We start from the raw sequence: 16984 nt of genomic DNA on the forward strand, positions 1-16984 counted from the left end.
GAGGTCCCGGGATCGGCGCGTCTGCCGACAACCAGCCGCGTCTGTCTACAACCAGCCCGAGCGGCGGAAGCCGCGGTACATCACGGCCGTGACGATCAGCAGGATCGCCCACACGGCCGGATAGCCGAACCGCCAGTCGAGCTCCGGCATGTACTTGAAGTTCATCCCGTAGATGCCGGCCAGCGCCGTCCACACGGCGGCGATACCGGCCCAGGCCGCGATCTTGCGCATGTCGTTGTTCTGGTCGACGGTGACCTGCGCCAGCCGCGCCTGCAGCACCGAGTTCAGCAGGTCGTCGAAGTAGAGCACCTGCTCGCTTGCCCGGTTCAGGTGGTCGTGCACGTCGCGGAAGTAGCGGCGGATCTCCTTCGGCAGGTCGACCACCTCGCGATGGACCAGGCCGCTCAGCGGCCGCTGCAACGGCAGCACGGCCCGCTTGAACTCCATCAGTTCCCGCTTGAGCTGGTAGATCCGCTGGATCCGGCCGCTGCGGTGGCGACCCGTGCGGGCCTCGGTGGCGAAGACGACCTCCTCGATGACGTCGATGTCGTCCTCGATCGAGTCGACGACGTCGAGGTAGACGTCGACCACCAGGTCGTAGACGGCGTACGCCACCGCCCACGGCCCCTGCCGGAGCAGTTCCGCCCGCTGGTCGAGCTGGCTGCGGATGCGGCCGAGGTTGCACGCGTCGCCGTGCCGCACCGTGATGATGAAGTGCTCGCCGATGAACATCATCATGTCGCCGGTCTCGACGATCTCGCTGCTGGCCGTGAGCTCCTCGTGCTCCACGTAGCGCGCCGTACGCATGGTGCAGAACGTCATGTCGGCGTACCGCTCGACCTTCGGCCGCTGCCCACGCGTCACCGCGTCTTCGACCGCGAGCTCGTGAAGGCCGAACGTCTCCGCGACGTGCCCGAGTTGCCCGGCGACGGGCTCCTTGAGCCCCAGCCACACGAACCCGTTGCCGTGCTCCCGCGCGACGCGCAGTGCCTCGGTGTAGTTCAGCCGCTCGGGCCGGCGCACCCCGTCGAGGTAGAGACCGCACTCGACGATCGCGTCGTTTTCCGACACTTCGGGCGGCTGGGTCTCATCCGTGGGGGCGGGCGGGGCCCCGAGCATTCGGCTCATCACCCGAACCGGGGCTTTGAAGGCCCGCGGAATCGCACGTTCGACAGGCAGCTCAGCCATGCCAACCCTCCCCTCACCCGAACCGCACCCGGACGCGGGCGCCCGTCGAGGCTACGCCGCGTGGTTGACGACCGGATGAACGGAGCCGCATACGAGTACCGGGCGGGTCGCCGCTGGGTGGGTGGTGTTCGGGCGACCCACCCGGTACTCGGGGGCGGGAGGTGATGTCGACGCATTCCGGCCGCCTGGGCCGGTTTGCTGCCTCGCAGCTTGATCTACCCGGCAGCGGGGCGGAATAGGTTCGACATCACATTTCAGTTTCGGTTACCGGCAGGTTACGCCCGGATGTCACTGATCGCAGTGGCCAGGCGCTTCACGCCTTCCTCGACGTCTTCCGCCTTCACCGCCGAGTACGCCAGCCGCAGCGAGTGCCGACCGCCTTCGAGCAGGAAATCGCTGCCCTTCACGATCGCCACGCCGCGCTTCTCGGCGGCCGGCAGCAGCGCGTCGACGTCGACGGTGTCGGGCAGGTCGACCCACAGGAAGTAACCGCCGTCGGGCTCGGTGAAGCTGACACCGGGGACGTGCTCGCGCAGCGCCGCGGCGAGCGCCGAGACGCGCTCCTTCAGCGCGGCGTTCACGGTGGCGATCGAGCGGCCGATGTCACCGGAGACGCAGAACTGGTGGACGATCGCCTGCGACACCATGCCGGGCGAGATGTACAGGTTCGTGGCGCGCTTGGCGATGGCGGCGATCAGGTCGGCCGGTCCGACCAGGTATCCGACCCGCACGCCCGGGCACACCGTCTTGGTGAACGAACTGGCGTGCACCACGCTGTTGTTCTCGTCGAGCGACAGCATCGAGGGCAGCGCCTCGCCCCGGAACCGGATGTCGGCGTAGGGGTCGTCCTCGAAGATCGTGAAGCCGAACTCCTTGGCGAGCCCGAGCAGCGCGCGGCGCTTGTCGAGGCTCAGCGTGACACCGGCCGGGTTCTGGTAGTTCGGGATGATGTGCGCCAGCTTCGGGCGGACGCCGCCTTCGAGCAGCTTGCGCAGTTCGTCGACGTCGAGGCCGTCTTCGGCCAGGGTGACCTGGTGGACGCGCGCGCCGAGGTTCGTCAGGTTGAGCAGCGTGCGGTCGTACGTGGGCCGCTCGACGACCACGTCGTCGCCGGACTTCACGAGGTGCTCGAACAGCAGCGCGTCGGCCTGCAGCGATCCGTTCGTGACCAGCACCTGCTCGGGCGCCACGCGGTGCTTGTCAGCGATCCACTTTCGCAACGGTAGGTAGCCGACCGACGTGCCGTACGCCGTGACGCCGGCCGGGTCGGCCTCGAAGGCGCGGGTGGCGGCCGCCGACAGGCCGGAGACGTCGATGATGTCCAGGCTGGGCGCACCGCGGGCGAACGAGATCAACTGCTGCGTGGTCATTCGCACAGAATATCGGCGGCTCAACCCAGCACCGCGAGTGCATTGCGTAGGTGGAACGGGACGTCGGCCTCCGGCGGCAACCGTCCGCTCACGGCTTCGACGAACTGATCGTCGGGCAGGCGCACGGCGTCACCGTTGAATTCCCCCATCAGGTGGACGACCTGGGCGCCGCGGTCCGCGACCACCCCGACCTGCCCGTTTCTCTGCTCGGTGAGCGCGGACCGCGCGAACCGCAACCGCCAGTCGAGCCTGGCCGCGGACTCGGCTTCGCCGATCGGGACTCCGGCGTCGTCGGCGTGGATGGCGCGCTCGGACGCGAGGTAGAACGACCACCGGCCGAGCGGATACGGCGCGCCGCCGGGGCCGGGGAACGCGGCGTGCGGGCCGCGCCGGCGCAGTTCGGTGTCGTTGCGGTCGACGCGGTCGCGCCATTCGTCGAGCAGTTCGAGGCCGGGCAGGTGGACGCGGCGGGTGAGCGCGGTCTCCCCGACGTACGACGCGGGCAGCGGCGCGCCGGCCAGCCGGGCGGCGGTGTCGTCTTCGACGCCGGCGAGGTGCGCGAGCAGGTCACGGCGGTTCCAGCCGGCGCAGCGGGTGGGCATCAGCCAGTCGTTGCCGTCGGCGAGCGCACGGTAGAACGCGTCGACGCGGGTGGCTTCGGCGGCCATGAGGTCGAACGGGTCCAGGTCGGCGAGTTCCGGCTCGTTCACAGTGGACATGTCCTGACCCCTTTCCGGCTTCGCCGGATTCTCACCGCACAGGTCAACGGGAAGGTGTCCAGCGAATTTCCTTTTTCTTACAATGCTCAACTTGTATCTGGGGGTCGTTTTTCGCTGAAGGTCAAAACGGGCGCTTAGACTCGGGTTCGTTGATGAATCTGTCGGGTCGATGGGATAGAACGGAGCCATGACTATGACCGCTTCAGTGCCCCGCGGTACAGATTCGTGGACCTTCGAGGATCTCCATGCTCTTCCCGAGGATGGCAAACGGTACGAGCTCATCGACGGGAGACTTCTGGTGAGCCCCCAACCGGCCGTGCTCCACTACGGAGTCGTCAACCGTCTGCATGAGTTGCTGGTCCTGCAGGGGCCGAAGCACCTCATTGTTGGCCAGAACGGCGGTGTCCTCAAGCGTGCGCGCAAAGACACCTACCTCGTTCCCGACATCCTCGTCACGCCGATGAGCGCGCTCAAAGGACCCCTGGCGGTGTTCGACCCGAAGGACGCCGTGCTGGTGGTGGAGGTCCTGTCGCCCGGTAGCCGCAAGAACGACAATGTCACCAAGCGGCACTACTACGGCTGGATGGGGGTTCCGCACTACTGGATCGTCGACCCGATCGCCCGCCAGCTATCCGTCATGACCCTCGACGCAGACAATTCGACGTACCGCGATGTCGTAACCGTGGAAGTGGGCGAGGAATGGCGCACCGAGGAACCCTTTCCCGTTACGCTCGATCCCGCCGAATTCTGCTGACCGAATACCAGGGCTCCCGTGTGACAGAACGGGAGCCCGCAATCCGCGAAAGCTAGGCCGGAACGCGTACCCAGCAGCGAAGAATGTCACGTACCGATATGACACCCTGCACCTCGCCCGATTCCATCACCACGAGATGCCGGAAGCCGCCCCGCACCATCGCCTGCGCCGCTTCCTCGAGCGTCCAGGTCGGCGCCGCGTACACGACGTCCCAGGTGATGTGCTCGGCGGCCTGTTCGGTGTCCGGATCGAGTCCCCGCCCGAGGGCGTTGAGTACGTCCCGCTCGGTGATGATGCCGAGGCCCTCGCTGTCGGGATCGAGAACCACGGCTGAGCCGACCTTGCGCTCGGACATCAGCTCGGCCGCCTGCCGGAGCGTGTGCCCTGGGCCGACCTGGAGCACGGCGTTGCTCATTGCTTCGTGAACCAGCATGGGCGCACCCCCACTTCGTTGTGAACGCACAGTTGCGAACGCACGGTACCGACATCCTCACGGCCCGATCGATGAGTTACAACCCCTGCGGGGATGGATAGCGTCAGTCGGGTGACACCTCTGCGTTGTGCCGCCGCCGTGATCGTCGACGACCTGGGCAGGGTCTTCCTCCAACGCCGCTCCCCCACGCGCCGCCTGTTCCCCGACACGTGGGACATCGTCGGCGGTCACCTCGAAGCCGGTGAGTCGGCGCTCGACGCGCTGCGGCGCGAGATCACCGAGGAGACCGGTTGGCGGCTCGCGGAGGTGCTGGTCGCCCTTGATCCGATGACCTACACCGGCGACGACGGTCGGCTCCGCATCGAGGAGGACTTCGTGGTGCGGGTCGACGGTGACCTGGCGAGCCCTCGGCTGGAGGCCGGCAAGCACACCGAGTACCGGTGGATCACGGAAGCGGAGGTGCCCGACCTGTTCGCGGGGGAGCCGGCCTGCCTCGCGAACGACATGATGCGAGCGCTGCTCACCGCGGCATTCGCGGAGCTACGAAGCGGTAATTGACCGTATCTCGACAAGATCGTGGAAATACTTGGATTATGCGCTTCCTGTACGAGTCACCGCCGCCGTACGACCTGACCTTCGACGATGTGTTCATGGTGCCGGGCCGGTCGGCCGTCGACTCCCGGTACGCCGTCGACCTTGCCGCCAAGGACGGCTCGGGCACCACGATCCCGCTCGTGGTCGCGAACATGACCGCCGTCGCCGGTCGGCGGATGGCCGAGACCGTCGCCCGGCGCGGGGGCATCACCGTCATTCCGCAGGACATCCCGATCGACGTGGTGGCGGAGGTGGTGTCGTGGGTGAAGCAGCGGCACCTCGTCCACGACACGCCGATCACGCTGGGCCGCACCGACACCGTCTCCGACGCGCTCGCCCTGTTGCCGAAGCGGGCGCACGGCGCGGTGATCGTCGTCGAGTCGGGCCGGCCGATCGGCGTGGTCACCGAGCGCGACTGCCTCGACGTCGACCGGTTCACCCAGCTCGGCCAGGTGATGACGCCGAACCCGTTCACCTTGCCGGCGACGGTCACGCCGGAGGACGCGTTCGACCGGCTCACCGCCGCGCACCACCAGATCGCGCCGGTTGTCGACGCGAACGGCCACCTGTGCGGCGTCCTCACCCGCAAGGGCGCGTTGCGAGCGACGCTCTACAAGCCGGCGGTCGACGCCGAGGGCCGGCTGCGGATCGGCGCGGCGATCGGCATCACCGGCGACGTCGCGGGCCGGGCCGACAAGCTGCTCGCCGCCGGTGTCGACCTGCTCGTCGTCGACACGGCGCACGGCCACCAGGAGCGCATGATCAGGGCGCTGCAGGCGGTCACCCGGTTGAAGCCGTCGGTGCCGGTCGCCGCGGGCAACGTCGTCACCGCCGAGGGGGTGCGTGACCTCGTGGAGGCAGGCGCGAACATCGTCAAGGTGGGCGTCGGGCCGGGTGCGATGTGCACCACCCGCATGATGACGGGCGTGGGCCGGCCACAGTTCTCCGCGGTGCTCGAATGCGCCGCCGAGGCCCGCCGCCTCGGTGCACACGCCTGGGCCGACGGCGGGGTGCGCAACCCGCGCGACGTCGCGCTGGCGCTCGCGGCCGGCGCGTCGAACGTCATGGTCGGGTCGTGGCTGGCCGGCACGCACGAGTCGCCCGGCGACCCGATGCGCGACCCCGACGGCCGGATCTACAAGGAGAGCTTCGGCATGGCGTCGGCCCGGGCGGTGCACCGGCGCACCGCCGAGGACACCGCGTACGAGCGGGCCCGCAAGGCGCTGTTCGAGGAGGGGATCTCCAGCGGACGGATGTACCTCGATCCCCGCCGGCCCGGGGTAGAGGACATCATCGATGCTATGGTCGCCGGCGTCCGCAGCGCGTGCACCTATGCCGGCGCCGCCGACCTCACCGAGTTCGCCGAGCGGGCGGTGGTAGGGGTGCAGAGCCAGGCCGGCTACAACGAAGGGAAGCCCTTACCGGATGGATGGTGAGGCAGCCGGCGGCGAAAACGCCGAGGCGGCCGGCGGCGAAAACGCCGAGGCGGCCGGCGGCGAAAACGCTGAGGCGGCCGGCGGCGAAAGCGCCGAGACAGCCAGTGGCGACAACCGCGGGAACGGCGGGAACGGCCGGGCGCGGTGGCCGTGGGTGTTCGGCGGCGTGCTGCTGTTCGGCCTCCTGGTCGCGGCGAGCGGGCTGATTCTCGCCTCGATTCCGGTCACCGTGCAGGGCGCGGCGCTGTGCGTCGTCGGTGCCGCCGGGTTGGTGTTCACCGGTGCTGTCCGCCGGCCGCGGCTGCCCCGGCCGGTACCGGTTGCGCTGCCCCTCGGCGCGTTGGTGCTGGTGGCCACGGCCGTGGAGAACGCGAGGGTCGGCTTGTCGGCGTGGGCGCCGCTCGGTCTGCTGGTGGGTGCCGCCCTCCTCAGCGTCCCGATCCGGGCGCTGCCGCCGGTGCAGCGGCCGGTGAAGGAACCCAGCGCGGCGGTGGTGCTCGTCGTGATCGGGCTGGTGCTGATGGTCGGGTACGAAGCACTCAACCACCTGCTCACACCGGACGCCGGGCAACTGCCGTCGTACCTCGCGGCGGTCGGGATGCCGTTCGCCGCGGCGGTCTCCGCCGGTGCGCTGGCCGTGCTGGCCGCGACGCGGGGCGGGGTCGCCGGTGTGGCCGCCGCGGGCGCGCTGGTGCTGGTCTCGGCGGGGCTGTACATGAGCCAGGCGGCCGGTGACGCGTGGTGGAGCCGGCAGCAGCAGGAGACCGGTAACCGGGCCGCCGCCATTCTGGTGCAGACGATCAGCACCGACAACTACGCGGTCGCGGTCTCGTTCGGGACGTACGGGGCCGAGTCGGCCGCGGCGACGGCGCTCGTCGTGGTCGGACTGGTGCTCACGGTTGCCGGATGGTGGTGGGCGGCAGCACGCCGGGCCGCCGGATAGGGTGCACGCCATCATGATGGGACGCATCAGGCAATGGTGGATCGCTGTCGGCGTTGCGGTCGTCGCACTGGGTGCGGCTGCCACCGAACTGGCGGTCGGTGACGGATTCGGGTCCGCGATCAAGGCATTCGTCGCCGGTGCGCTCGCCGCACTGGTGGCCGTGCTCGCCCTGACGCTGCCGGGCGTCACCTGGCGGGGTCTCCTGTTCGGGGCCTTCTTCATCAGTTCCGGGCTCGCGGCCTGGGTGTTCATGGACCAGCCGCTGGTCATCTGGGTCCTGATCGGAATCCAGGGCGCGGTCTGCCTGTTCTGGGGCTGGCCCTACCTCGCCAACCTCAAGGAGAGCGTGAAGCTGGGCACCACCTGGCTCGGCGTCTCCTACTGGGTGTTCGGCGTCATCGGCGCGTTGCTGGTGTTCGACGTCGGCGTCACCGCGCAGCGGATCGCCTACGCCGGGATCGCCGGGCTGGCCGTCGCCGCCGCGGTCGGGCTGGTGCGCCGCACCGGCGTCGACCTGAGCATCGGGGTCGTGGCCGCGTTCCTGTTCGCGCTCGCGGCGATCCTGCTGTCGGGCTCGGGCAACCTGTTCGAGTCGGTGCACACCGTGCCGCCGGGACCGTGGGGCAAGAGTTTCGAGTACCGGTTCTGGGGCGGCGAGTACCTGCTCTACCACCCGAACGCGCTCGCCGGCCTGGCCGTGATGGTGGCGATCCGGATCGGCCCCGACAAGACGTTCGCCGCGTGGCAGCGGCTCGCGGTCACCGGGGTTGCCGGCCTCGTGGTGTACGCGACGAACTCGCGCGCCGGGTTCGTGCTGCTCGGCGTCGCCGGCGTGGTGCACGCGGCGCTGCTGTTCTGGCGTCGCCGCCAGGACGTCCCGAACCTGCCCGATTACCGCTCTACCCGGAACACCCTCGCTGCCATCGCTGTGCCGTTCGTGGTGCTGGGCCTGGTACTGGTCGCATCCGGTGGGGTGCAGGGCTTCCTCGGCAGGGAGCGGTACGGCAGCGGCGGGGTCACCAGTGGACGCGTCGACACGTGGAAGTTCGTCATCGAGGAGTGGCAGGACGCCGGCGTCGTCGACAAGGCGTTCGGTGACACCAAGACCGCCCGCGCCGTCGTGAAGCGCCCGGGTGGCGAAGGCCTGCTGCTGCCGACCGACAGTTCGGCGGTCGGCTCGCTCCGGCGCGGCGGCGTGCTCGGCGTGATCGCGTTCCTGCTCGGGCTCGGGCTGGTGCTGTGGCACGCGCTGGCCTGGGTGATCCGGCGCGGTCCACCGGCAGAGGCCTGGTTCGTCATGGCGGCGATCGCCGCGGTGCCGACGATGGCCCTCAACGACTGGCTGCTCGGCGGCACCGGCGGAACGTTCTGGGTGCTACTGCTCACCGGCGAGGCGTACCTGCTGGCGAAGAGTCAGGTGGCGTCCCAGGAGACCGTCTCGGTGTAGTTCTTGCCGCCGCGGGTGCCCGTCACCTCGACCTTGTTCTCGCCCGCGACCAGCGTGACCGGCCAGGTGAACACGCCCGGATTCACGGTCGTGGCCTGCCCGGCGGACACGCCGTTGATCGTGAGCGACACGTCGGGCAGCGTGCTGTACACCTTCACCGTGGTCCGGCCGGCCGGCCGGTCGGTCCACCGGCTGCTGGTGATGTGGACGAACGGGGTGTCGGTCCACACCGCCTTGTAGAAGTAGAACGCGTCCTTGCGGATCTTGCGGTCGTACGTCACCAGGCCCTTGTCGTTGCGGCCCGGCGAGTCGCCCTCGGCACGCATGTCGGCGGCGAAGTCGAACATGTTCCAGACGAACGTGCCCCACAGGTACGGCCGGGCCGAGATCTGCGTCCAGTACCGCTCGTGGAACGAGGACTGGTACTCCTCCGGATGCCACTGGCCGCCCGCGGTCGGCGCCACCGCGCCGGTGTCGTGCTGGCTGACGCTCGCACCGGCCCCGTACTCGCTCAGCCCCACCGGCCGGTTCGGGTACGTGGTGCGGACGTTGTCGAGGAACGGGCCGAGCTGCTCGCAACTGCCGTAGTACCAGCCGTAGTACCGGTTGTAGCCGGCCGCCGCGGCGTGCTTGTCGAGCCCGCCGTTGATGTGGACCTGTGCGTGCGCGTAGGCCGACCAGCGGGTCGGGTCCTCCTCCGCCACGATGGTGTTGAGCCGGTCCATCAGCGCGTTCACCGGACCGTCGTCGACCTGCTGCTCGTTGCCGATCCCCCAGAACACCACCGACGGGTGGTTGTAGTTCTGCCGGATCATCTCCCGGATCTGCTGCTCGACGTTCGCGGCGAACGCGTCGCCCAGCGTGATGTAGTCGACCAGCGGGATCTCCGTCCACACCAGGTACCCGCGCTTGTCGGACAGGTCGTAGACGGTCTGGCTCTGCTGGTAGTGGGCGGTACGCAGGGCGTTGACGCCCATCTCGTCCATGAGGTCGAAGTCGGTGGTCTCCTCCGCCGCCGTCACCGCCCAGCCCTTGTCGGGCCGGTCCTGGTGCCGGTTGACGCCGTGCAGCGGGTGCCGCTTGTCGTTGAGGATCAGCCCGTTCGCCGGGTCGAGCGCGACCGTGCGGAACCCGAGCGGCTCGGTGACCACGTCGGTGACCCGGCCCGAGGCGGCGTCGATCACCTCGGCACTGGCCTTGTACAGGTACGGGTCGGCCTTGCCGTTCCAGCGGTGCGGTTTCGGCACCTCCACGCTGCGGACCACGCGCGCCTGCCCGCCGGCGGCCACCGTCACGTCGTCACCCGTCGCCGCCGCGACCGGGGCGCCCGCCGCATCCGCGATGAGCGCGCGCACGGCGACCTTCCGCGGCGTAGCGCCGTTGTTGCGGACGAGCGTGGTGACCTCGACCGTGGCCGACGCGTCGGTCAGGGAGCGGGTCCGCAGGTAGACGCCGGGCCCGGCGTGGTCGAGCGGGTCGATCGCGAGCGGGTCGGTGACCCACAGTCCCACCCCGCGGTAGAGGCCGCCGAACACCGTGAAGTCGCCGCTGAGCGGCGCGACGTCGATGTTCTTCGAGTTGTCGACGCGAACCGCGATGACGTTGTCGGCGCCCGGCTTCAGCGCGTCGGTGACGTCGAAGCGGAAGCGGGCGAAGCCGCCCTCGTGCCGCCCGACGTGAGTTCCGTTGATCCAGACCTCGGTGACCAGGCTCGCGCCGTCGAACTGCAGGTACTGGCGGCGACCGGCCTGCCCGGGCGGCACCGCGTAGTGGCGGCGGTAGACCCCGGCGCCGCGCGTGTAGTTGTTGCCGCCGTCCTGGCCGTCCTGGCCGTTCCAGGTGTGCGGGACGTTGACCGTGGCCCAGGTGCTGTCGTCGAACTCCGGCCCGGTGGCGCCCGGAACGTCGCCGTAGTGGAACCGCCACCCGTCGTCGAGCCCGACCCATTTCCGGGTGGGGCCGGCGGCCAACCACACCCCGGCCTCCGACGCCCGGAGCACCGACGGTGCCGCGGCAGCGAGTCCTGCGGCGAGAAGCACGAGGCAGGTCGCCATGACGAGCGCACCGTGCAGGCGAAGCCGGTTCGGCATCAACCGTCCTTAGGCTGGCAGCAGCTGGTTTGTCGCCGAAAGAGGCGACGAGATGTGTCGCTGAACTATACGGATGGATGGCAACGGCGGTCGCCCTCGTCCGGTCGTTTACCGTCTTCCGTCATGGTCTCCAGTCCTGACGTCACCGTCGTCATACCGACGCTCAATCGACCCGTTCTGGTGACAAGAGCGGTCCGCAGCGCCCTTGATCAGACGTTCCGGAACCTCGAAGTGGTTGTGGTCGTCGACGGGCCGGACGAGGCGACCCACGAGGCTCTCGCGGCGCTGGGCGACGATCGGCTGCGCGTCCAGGAACAGCCGGAACGCGGCGGCGCGCCGGCGGCGCGCAACGCCGGCGTCCGGGCGGCGCGCGGCGAGTTCGTGGCTTTTCTGGACGACGACGACGAGTGGCTGCCCGGCAAACTGCAGGCCCAGGTGGACCTCGCCCGCAGCGGCAAGGTCGAGACGCCGATCGTGATCACCAAGCTGTTCGTGCGCACCCCCCGCACCGAGTTCGTGCTCCCCCGCCGGCTGCCCGACCCGGGCGAGCCGTTGAGCGAGTGGCTGACGGTGCGCAAGGGCCCGTTCCACGGCGACGGATTCATCCAGACCTCGACGATCATGGCCCCCACGGCGCTCCTGACGGAGGTGCCGTTCAAGGAGGACCTGCGGCGCCTGCAGGAGATGGACTGGTCGCTCCGCGCCCTCAGCCGCGACGGTGTCGACCTGCTGATCGTCGACGAGCCGCTGGTCGTCTGGTACGCCGACGAGAACCGGCCGCGGATCAGCGACGACGCGCCGATCCGGGCGTCGCTGGCCTGGCTGCGCGGGGTGCGGCCGCTGGTCACCCGCCGCGCCTACGCGGCCCTCGCGATGACCCAGGTCAGCTCGATGGCGGCGCAGAGTCACAGCCCGAAGGTGTTCGGAAAGCTGCTGTACGAGTCGGTCCGGTACGGCCGCCCGGGCGTGCGTGACGTGGTCACGTTCGCCCAGATCTGGCTGGTACCCACCCGCGTCCGCCGGGTCGTGCGGGACAGGTTGATCGCGCGGCGTGGTGGCCACTGAAGCGACACCTCCCTCGTCACACAGGCAACAGGGGTAACGCGATGAGCGGGCGCCCTGACACGGGGTACGCCGGTCCGCCGACCCCCATCGTGCTACCTCGGGATAACGTTCGGCGGTGAAATTGCTGCGCGGCCGAGGGGCGCGGCTGGTCGGTGCCGGACTGGCCGATCAGGTCGTGGTGGCGGTGGCCAACGCCGGCAACAGCCTGGTCGCGCTGCTGCTGCTCCCCGACACCGGCCGGGCCGGCCTGCTGGTGCTCGCGCTGGCTGTGGGCTATGCGGCGATCTCCCTGAACCGGGCGTTCGTGGGCGAGGTCCTGCTCGCGCTGGCGCCGCGGTTCGAGCCGGCCGACCGTGATCGTCTGATCAGGGAGGGGCTGGCCGCAGCTCTGTTTTGTGGCCTGTTCACAACTTTCGTCCTTTTTATGACGTGGCGAGCTTTTGGCGCTGATCTACCGGATCTTGGGTGGGTCGCGCTCGTGATGCCGGTGGTGATGCTGCAGGACACCGCCCGCTACTCGCTGCTCGCCCAGGCCCGGCAGCAGCAGGCGTTGGTCAACGATCTTGGGCTCGTCGTGGTCCAGGCCGCGGCGGTGGTCGCGCTCGCGATCGGTGACCGGGTGACGGCCGGCGGGCTCGTGCTGTGCTGGGGGCTCGGCGGCCTGGCGGGTTATGCCGGGTATGTCCTGAGAGGCGGCTTTCTGCCCTGGCGGGGCGACCCCCGGCGCTGGCCGGCGCGGACCCGGCGGCTCGCCGGCTGGTTCACGGCGACGGCGGTGGTCGGGCAGGTGCACACGTTGGCCGTGACGTTCCTGATCGGCGTCGGCCTGTCGGAGAGCGCGATCGCGCTGTTCCGGATGGTGCAGGTCACCGTGCTCCAGCCGGTGCAGAACTTCAACCAGGCGATCACCAGCCTGCTGGTCCCCCGGCTGAGCAAGGCGGCGGTCATGGCGAAGGAGCAGGTCAACGTTCTCCTCCGCAAGGTGATGCCGCCGCTGGCCGCGCTGGCGGTGGCGCTGGTGCTGGTGGGCGGTCTGCTCGCCCAGCTGATCTTCCCGTTGATCCCCCGCTACGCCGACGCCGCACCGCTGGCCTGGCCCGTGCTCCTTCAGGCGGCGGTCTACATGCTGCAGGCGCCGGTGCTGGCCGCGCTGCGCGGGATGCACCGCGGTCCGCTGCAGTTCGTGCAGTACGTGGTGTTCGCGGTGGCGAGCGTGACCGGCCTCGTGGTGGGTGCGCTGACCGGGGAACTCCTGCTCGCCGCGTGGGGCCTGGTCGCCGGCACTTGCGTCGGCTTCGCCGCCGCCCTGGTCCTCTACCGCCACGCCCTCCGCAAAGACCCGGCGAGCAAGCCGGTCCGCCGCCCGAAACGCCGCCTGCAACTCCAATGACCGCGATCTTGGACGATCGTGGTAGCCCTGACTACGACGATCGTCCAAGATCGCGGTAGAGGTCTACCAGCGCCTTGGCACCGGCGGCGGGGGTGAAGGTGGATTCGTACCTCGACCTCGCCCTGGCGCTCAGCGCGGCGGCTGTCGACGGGTCGGCGAGGTCGCGGGCGGCTTGCGCGAGGCCGTCGGCGAACCGGGACGGGTCCACGATCCAGCCCGCGTCGCCGACGACCCACGGGATGCCGCCCATCGAGGTGCCGAGCACCGGCCGCCCCGCGGCCAGCGCCTCGATCGCGATCGTCGGCAGCACGTCGGCCCACAGCGAGGCGACGATGACCGCCGACGCGGCGTCGAACGCGGCGCGCATGCCCGCCCGGTCGAGTGGTCCGAGGTATTCCACGTCGGATCGCGAAGCGACCAGGTCGCGCAAAGGTCCGTCGCCGGCGACGCGGAGCGTGCCGAACGACGGCGACCAGGCATCCAGCAGAAGTTTGACGCCCTTCTCCTCGACCAGACGGGCCGCGTACAGGAAACCCGTGCCGAGCGCGGCCGGCGGTCCCGGGTCGGCCAACGAGTTCGGCTTCACGGTGATGCGGTCGGCCGGCACGCCGAAGCCCCGGAGGTGGTCGGCGATCGCGGCGGTCAACGCGACGTAACGGTCGACGCCCCGCCAGGTGCCCCGATGGACCGCGAGGGTCGTCGCCATGATCGCGCTCTGCGGCCGTGACCCGCGATAACAGGCGTGCTTCACCGCCGGCCAGCCGAAGCTCCGGCCGCGACACTCCGTGCACAACCCGCCGTCGCGGAAGTACGTGCCCGGCGCGCAGATCTGCCGGTAGTTGTGCACCGTCTGCACCACCGGCACGCCGCGCTTCTGCGCCACCCGCACCACCCACGGCGACAGCAGCGGATACGGGTTGTGGAGGTGCAATACGTCGGGCTGTTCCCGGTCGAGCAGTGCCGCGAGGTCGCGCGCCGCCCAGCGGTTGTAGATCGGCGACGCGGGGAGCAGCGCCTTCTGCACCGCCGGCAGGCCGGAGATGTCGTCGGAGGAGCGGATGAACGGCAGCACGGTGAGCCCTTCGGCCCGCAACTGCTCGATCTCGGCGTCGACGATCACGTTCTCGCCGGACGGCGCTCCACTCGCGTAACGGTTGTGTGCGATGACAACCTTCATGGCGCCTTCCCGGCGATCGGCGGCAAGATGGGACCATGCCTGAGCTGCCCGAGGTCGAAGCCCTGGCCGACTTCCTGCGGGAACGCGCCGCCGGCCACACCATCGACCGGGTCGACGTGTCGGCGATCAGCGCGCTGAAGACGTACGACCCGCCGGTGAGCGCGCTGCACGGCCGTCGCGTGGAAGGCGCCAGCCGGCACGGCAAGTTCCTGGACATGCACGTCGAGGGTGATCTGCACCTGGTGATCCATCTGGCTCGGGCAGGGTGGCTGCACTACCGGGACTCCCTGGGCACGACCCCGCTCAAACCCGGTAAGGGACCGATCGCGCTGCGGGTGCGCCTCGACGACGGCTCCGGGTTCGACCTTACCGAGGCCGGTACGCAGAAGAAGTTGGCGGCCTACCTGGTGACCGACCCGGCCCTGGTGCCCGGCGTCGCGAAACTGGGTCCCGATGCCCTGGCGGCGACGCCGGAGGAGTTCGCGGCGGCGCTGCGGTCCAAGCGCGGCCAGGTCAAGGGCGTGCTCACCGAGCAGTCGATCATCTCCGGCGTGGGCAACGCGTACTCCGACGAGATCCTGCACGCGGCGAAGCTGTCGCCGTTCGCGATCACCGACAAGCTCTCCGACGAGGCGATGGCCCGGCTGTACGAGGCCACCCGGAAGGTGCTCACCGGCGCGGTGACCAGGTCGGTGGGGCAGCAGGCGGCGAAGCTCAAGGGGGAGAAGCGGTCGGGGCTGGCGGTGCACAACCGCACCGGCCTGCCGTGCCCGGTCTGCGGCGACACGGTGCGCGAGGTCTCGTTCGCCGACTCGAGCCTCCAGTACTGCCCGACCTGCCAGACCAACGGCAAACCGCTCGCCGATCGGCGGCTCTCCCGGCTCGTGAAGTAACCTCGGCGCCCGTGCGGCGCATCTTCTGGCTGGCGTTTGCCGGTTTCCTTCTCCTCTCCGGGGCGTGGGCCGGTGCCCTCCCGCCCAACGGCACCTACGACGAGAGCCAGCACATCGTGCGGGCGTACGCGGCCGTCGACATGCAATGGCAGCCGCACGGGCCGAACCAGCAGACCTACACCGTTCCCGGGACGCTGCTGCCGGAGAACCCGGAGTGCATGCGCACCAGCGACGACCCGCAGCCGGCGACCTGCCTCCGGCCGGACCGCCGGACCGGTGACGTCGAGATCGAGACGTACGTGGCCCGGTACAACCCGGTCTACTACCTCGCCGTCGGGCTGCCGCTGAAGATCTGGCCGAACCTGACCGGGATCGTGCTCAGCCGGCTGCTCTCCGCCGCGCTGTGCGCGTTGCTGCTGGCCGCCTCGGTGTGGCTGGCCGTGCGGTCCGGCAAGCGGTTGGTGGTGGCCGGCATTGCGCTGGTCGCCACGCCGATGGTGGTGAACCTGGCCGGCTCGCTGAACCCGAACGGCCTGGAGATCTGCGCGGCGGTGCTGCTGTTCACGAGCTTGTTGTGTCGGGAACCCCACAGAGCGTCGATGGTCTGGGCGGCGATTGCGGCGTTCGCGCTCATCACTGTGCGCCACATCGGCCCTGTACTGGTAGTAGTCGACCTGGTCGCCGTCGGGCTGTTCGTCGGGCTCGGAAAGCTCCGGCGGGACCTTCGCGGCTGGCTCGGCGGGGGAGTGCTGGCCGGTTTCGTGGTGTTCGGTGCCTGGGTGCTGGCCGCCCGCTCGCCGGTGGTGGGCGAAGGTCCCGGTGAGAAAACCGGCCTGGGGTTCGGCGGGATCGTGCGAGGGCTGGTCGAGCACCGGTTCGAGTTCTACATCAAGCAGATCGTCGGCCAGTTCGGGTACGGCGAGACGACGATCTCGCCGCTGGCGATCCTGCTCTGGTACGGCCTGGTGGCGGCCGTCGTGCTGCCCGCGTTGTGGTACGCCACCTGGCGGGTCCGGTTGATCATCGTCGGCCTGATCGTGGCCGGCTTCGGGCTGCTCGTGGCGCTCGAGTTCTACTTCGTGCCGACCGCGAACTGGTTCTCGCACGGCCGCTACGCGCTGCCGATCCTGGTGGGCGCCGTGCTGATCGCCGCGCTCGTCCTCGGGGACACCGGTCGGGTACCGCGATGGGTGCCGATGGCGCTCGTCGCGGCGACGGCGCCGGTGCACCTGTACGCGCTCGTCCGGGCATTGTCGCGATATCGCGTCGGCATCGAAGCGAGTTTTTCTCCGTTCGGGGGATCGTGGTCGCCACCGGTGAATGCGGGAATGGTGTTGCTCGCGGTGCTGGTGGGGGTGGGTTTGCTGGTCTGGACCGCCCGTCCTGTCACTGATAGTGACGAATCTCCGACCGGCACCCGGGGCTCGACACGCACAGTGCCGGCCGATTAGGGTCGGCCAGTCGTCACCGGAGTGCGTGCGAGCC

At 69.8% G+C, this 16984-nt stretch carries 15 protein-coding genes; 9 read left to right on the forward strand and 6 right to left on the reverse strand.

What is annotated here, in order from left to right:
• Nucleotides 1-45: 45 nt before the first annotated feature.
• The 3 genes from Vau01_RS36270 to Vau01_RS36280 all read right to left on the reverse strand — a co-directional run bounded on the left by Vau01_RS36270 (nt 46) and on the right by Vau01_RS36280 (nt 3277).
• Nucleotides 46-1188, reverse strand: a complete 1143-nt coding sequence (locus tag Vau01_RS36270; protein WP_204002806.1) for a magnesium and cobalt transport protein CorA — start codon at nt 1186-1188, stop codon at nt 46-48.
• Between the two features lie 275 nt (nt 1189-1463).
• Complete coding sequence (locus Vau01_RS36275; RefSeq protein ID WP_204002810.1) at nt 1464-2558, reverse strand: aminotransferase-like domain-containing protein; 1095 nt, start codon at nt 2556-2558, stop codon at nt 1464-1466.
• Nucleotides 2559-2578: 20 nt separating this feature from the next.
• The gene (locus tag Vau01_RS36280) at nt 2579-3277 is read right to left on the reverse strand and encodes a maleylpyruvate isomerase family mycothiol-dependent enzyme (protein ID WP_204002812.1); all 699 of its coding nucleotides are present in this window, start codon (nt 3275-3277) and stop codon (nt 2579-2581) included.
• Between the two features lie 193 nt (nt 3278-3470).
• Here Vau01_RS36280 and Vau01_RS36285 point away from each other — a divergent pair, with 193 nt between their 5' ends.
• On the forward strand, nt 3471-4031 hold the full coding sequence (locus tag Vau01_RS36285) for a Uma2 family endonuclease (protein WP_204002814.1): 561 nt from the start codon (nt 3471-3473) through the stop codon (nt 4029-4031).
• Nucleotides 4032-4083: 52 nt separating this feature from the next.
• Here Vau01_RS36285 and Vau01_RS36290 read toward each other — a convergent pair whose 3' ends face one another.
• Nucleotides 4084-4464 carry a CBS domain-containing protein gene (locus tag Vau01_RS36290; RefSeq protein WP_204002826.1) on the reverse strand — a complete coding sequence of 127 codons (381 nt, stop codon included), beginning with the start codon at nt 4462-4464 and terminating at the stop codon, nt 4084-4086.
• A gap of 111 nt (nt 4465-4575) precedes the next feature.
• Here Vau01_RS36290 and Vau01_RS36295 point away from each other — a divergent pair, with 111 nt between their 5' ends.
• Genes Vau01_RS36295 through Vau01_RS36310 form a run of 4 tightly spaced genes read left to right on the forward strand, consistent with a single transcriptional unit; the run spans nt 4576 to nt 8884 of the window.
• Nucleotides 4576-5022 (forward strand): NUDIX hydrolase, encoded by a 447-nt coding sequence (locus tag Vau01_RS36295; RefSeq protein WP_239152129.1) that lies wholly within the window; start codon nt 4576-4578, stop codon nt 5020-5022.
• Nucleotides 5023-5057: 35 nt separating this feature from the next.
• The gene (locus Vau01_RS36300; protein WP_204002832.1) at nt 5058-6494 is read left to right on the forward strand and encodes a GuaB1 family IMP dehydrogenase-related protein; all 1437 of its coding nucleotides are present in this window, start codon (nt 5058-5060) and stop codon (nt 6492-6494) included.
• Complete coding sequence (locus Vau01_RS36305; protein WP_204002835.1) at nt 6484-7437, forward strand: hypothetical protein; 954 nt, start codon at nt 6484-6486, stop codon at nt 7435-7437. Before Vau01_RS36300 ends, Vau01_RS36305 begins: the two co-directional genes overlap by 11 nt.
• A 13-nt stretch (nt 7438-7450) precedes the next feature.
• Nucleotides 7451-8884, forward strand: coding sequence for an O-antigen ligase family protein (locus Vau01_RS36310; protein ID WP_204002838.1), 1434 nt, complete (start codon nt 7451-7453; stop codon nt 8882-8884).
• On the opposite strand, the gene Vau01_RS36315 is transcribed toward Vau01_RS36310, so the two are convergent.
• Complete coding sequence (locus Vau01_RS36315; protein WP_204002841.1) at nt 8851-10974, reverse strand: glycoside hydrolase family 2 protein; 2124 nt, start codon at nt 10972-10974, stop codon at nt 8851-8853. The genes Vau01_RS36310 and Vau01_RS36315 overlap by 34 nt on opposite strands.
• Nucleotides 10975-11097: 123 nt before the next feature.
• On the opposite strand from Vau01_RS36315, the gene Vau01_RS36320 reads away from it, so the two are divergent.
• Both Vau01_RS36320 and Vau01_RS36325 read left to right on the forward strand, forming a co-directional pair.
• Nucleotides 11098-12039 carry a glycosyltransferase family 2 protein gene (locus Vau01_RS36320; RefSeq protein WP_204002844.1) on the forward strand — a complete coding sequence of 314 codons (942 nt, stop codon included), beginning with the start codon at nt 11098-11100 and terminating at the stop codon, nt 12037-12039.
• A 115-nt stretch (nt 12040-12154) separates the two neighbouring features.
• Nucleotides 12155-13429 carry an MATE family efflux transporter gene (locus Vau01_RS36325; RefSeq protein ID WP_204002847.1) on the forward strand — a complete coding sequence of 425 codons (1275 nt, stop codon included), beginning with the start codon at nt 12155-12157 and terminating at the stop codon, nt 13427-13429.
• 31 nt (nt 13430-13460) lie between these two features.
• On the opposite strand, the gene Vau01_RS36330 is transcribed toward Vau01_RS36325, so the two are convergent.
• The gene (locus Vau01_RS36330; RefSeq protein WP_204002850.1) at nt 13461-14606 is read right to left on the reverse strand and encodes a glycosyltransferase; all 1146 of its coding nucleotides are present in this window, start codon (nt 14604-14606) and stop codon (nt 13461-13463) included.
• Between the two features lie 35 nt (nt 14607-14641).
• Between Vau01_RS36330 and Vau01_RS36335 the strand changes: the two genes are divergently transcribed.
• Nucleotides 14642-15499 (forward strand): Fpg/Nei family DNA glycosylase, encoded by an 858-nt coding sequence (locus Vau01_RS36335; RefSeq protein ID WP_204002852.1) that lies wholly within the window; start codon nt 14642-14644, stop codon nt 15497-15499.
• 11 nt (nt 15500-15510) lie between these two features.
• Entirely contained in the window at nt 15511-16950 is a 1440-nt protein-coding gene (locus tag Vau01_RS36340) for a DUF2142 domain-containing protein (protein ID WP_204002854.1), read from the forward strand.
• Nucleotides 16951-16984 lie beyond the last annotated feature (34 nt).

This window comes from Virgisporangium aurantiacum, assembly GCF_016863635.1.
Lineage (GTDB): Bacteria > Actinomycetota > Actinomycetes > Mycobacteriales > Micromonosporaceae > Virgisporangium > Virgisporangium aurantiacum.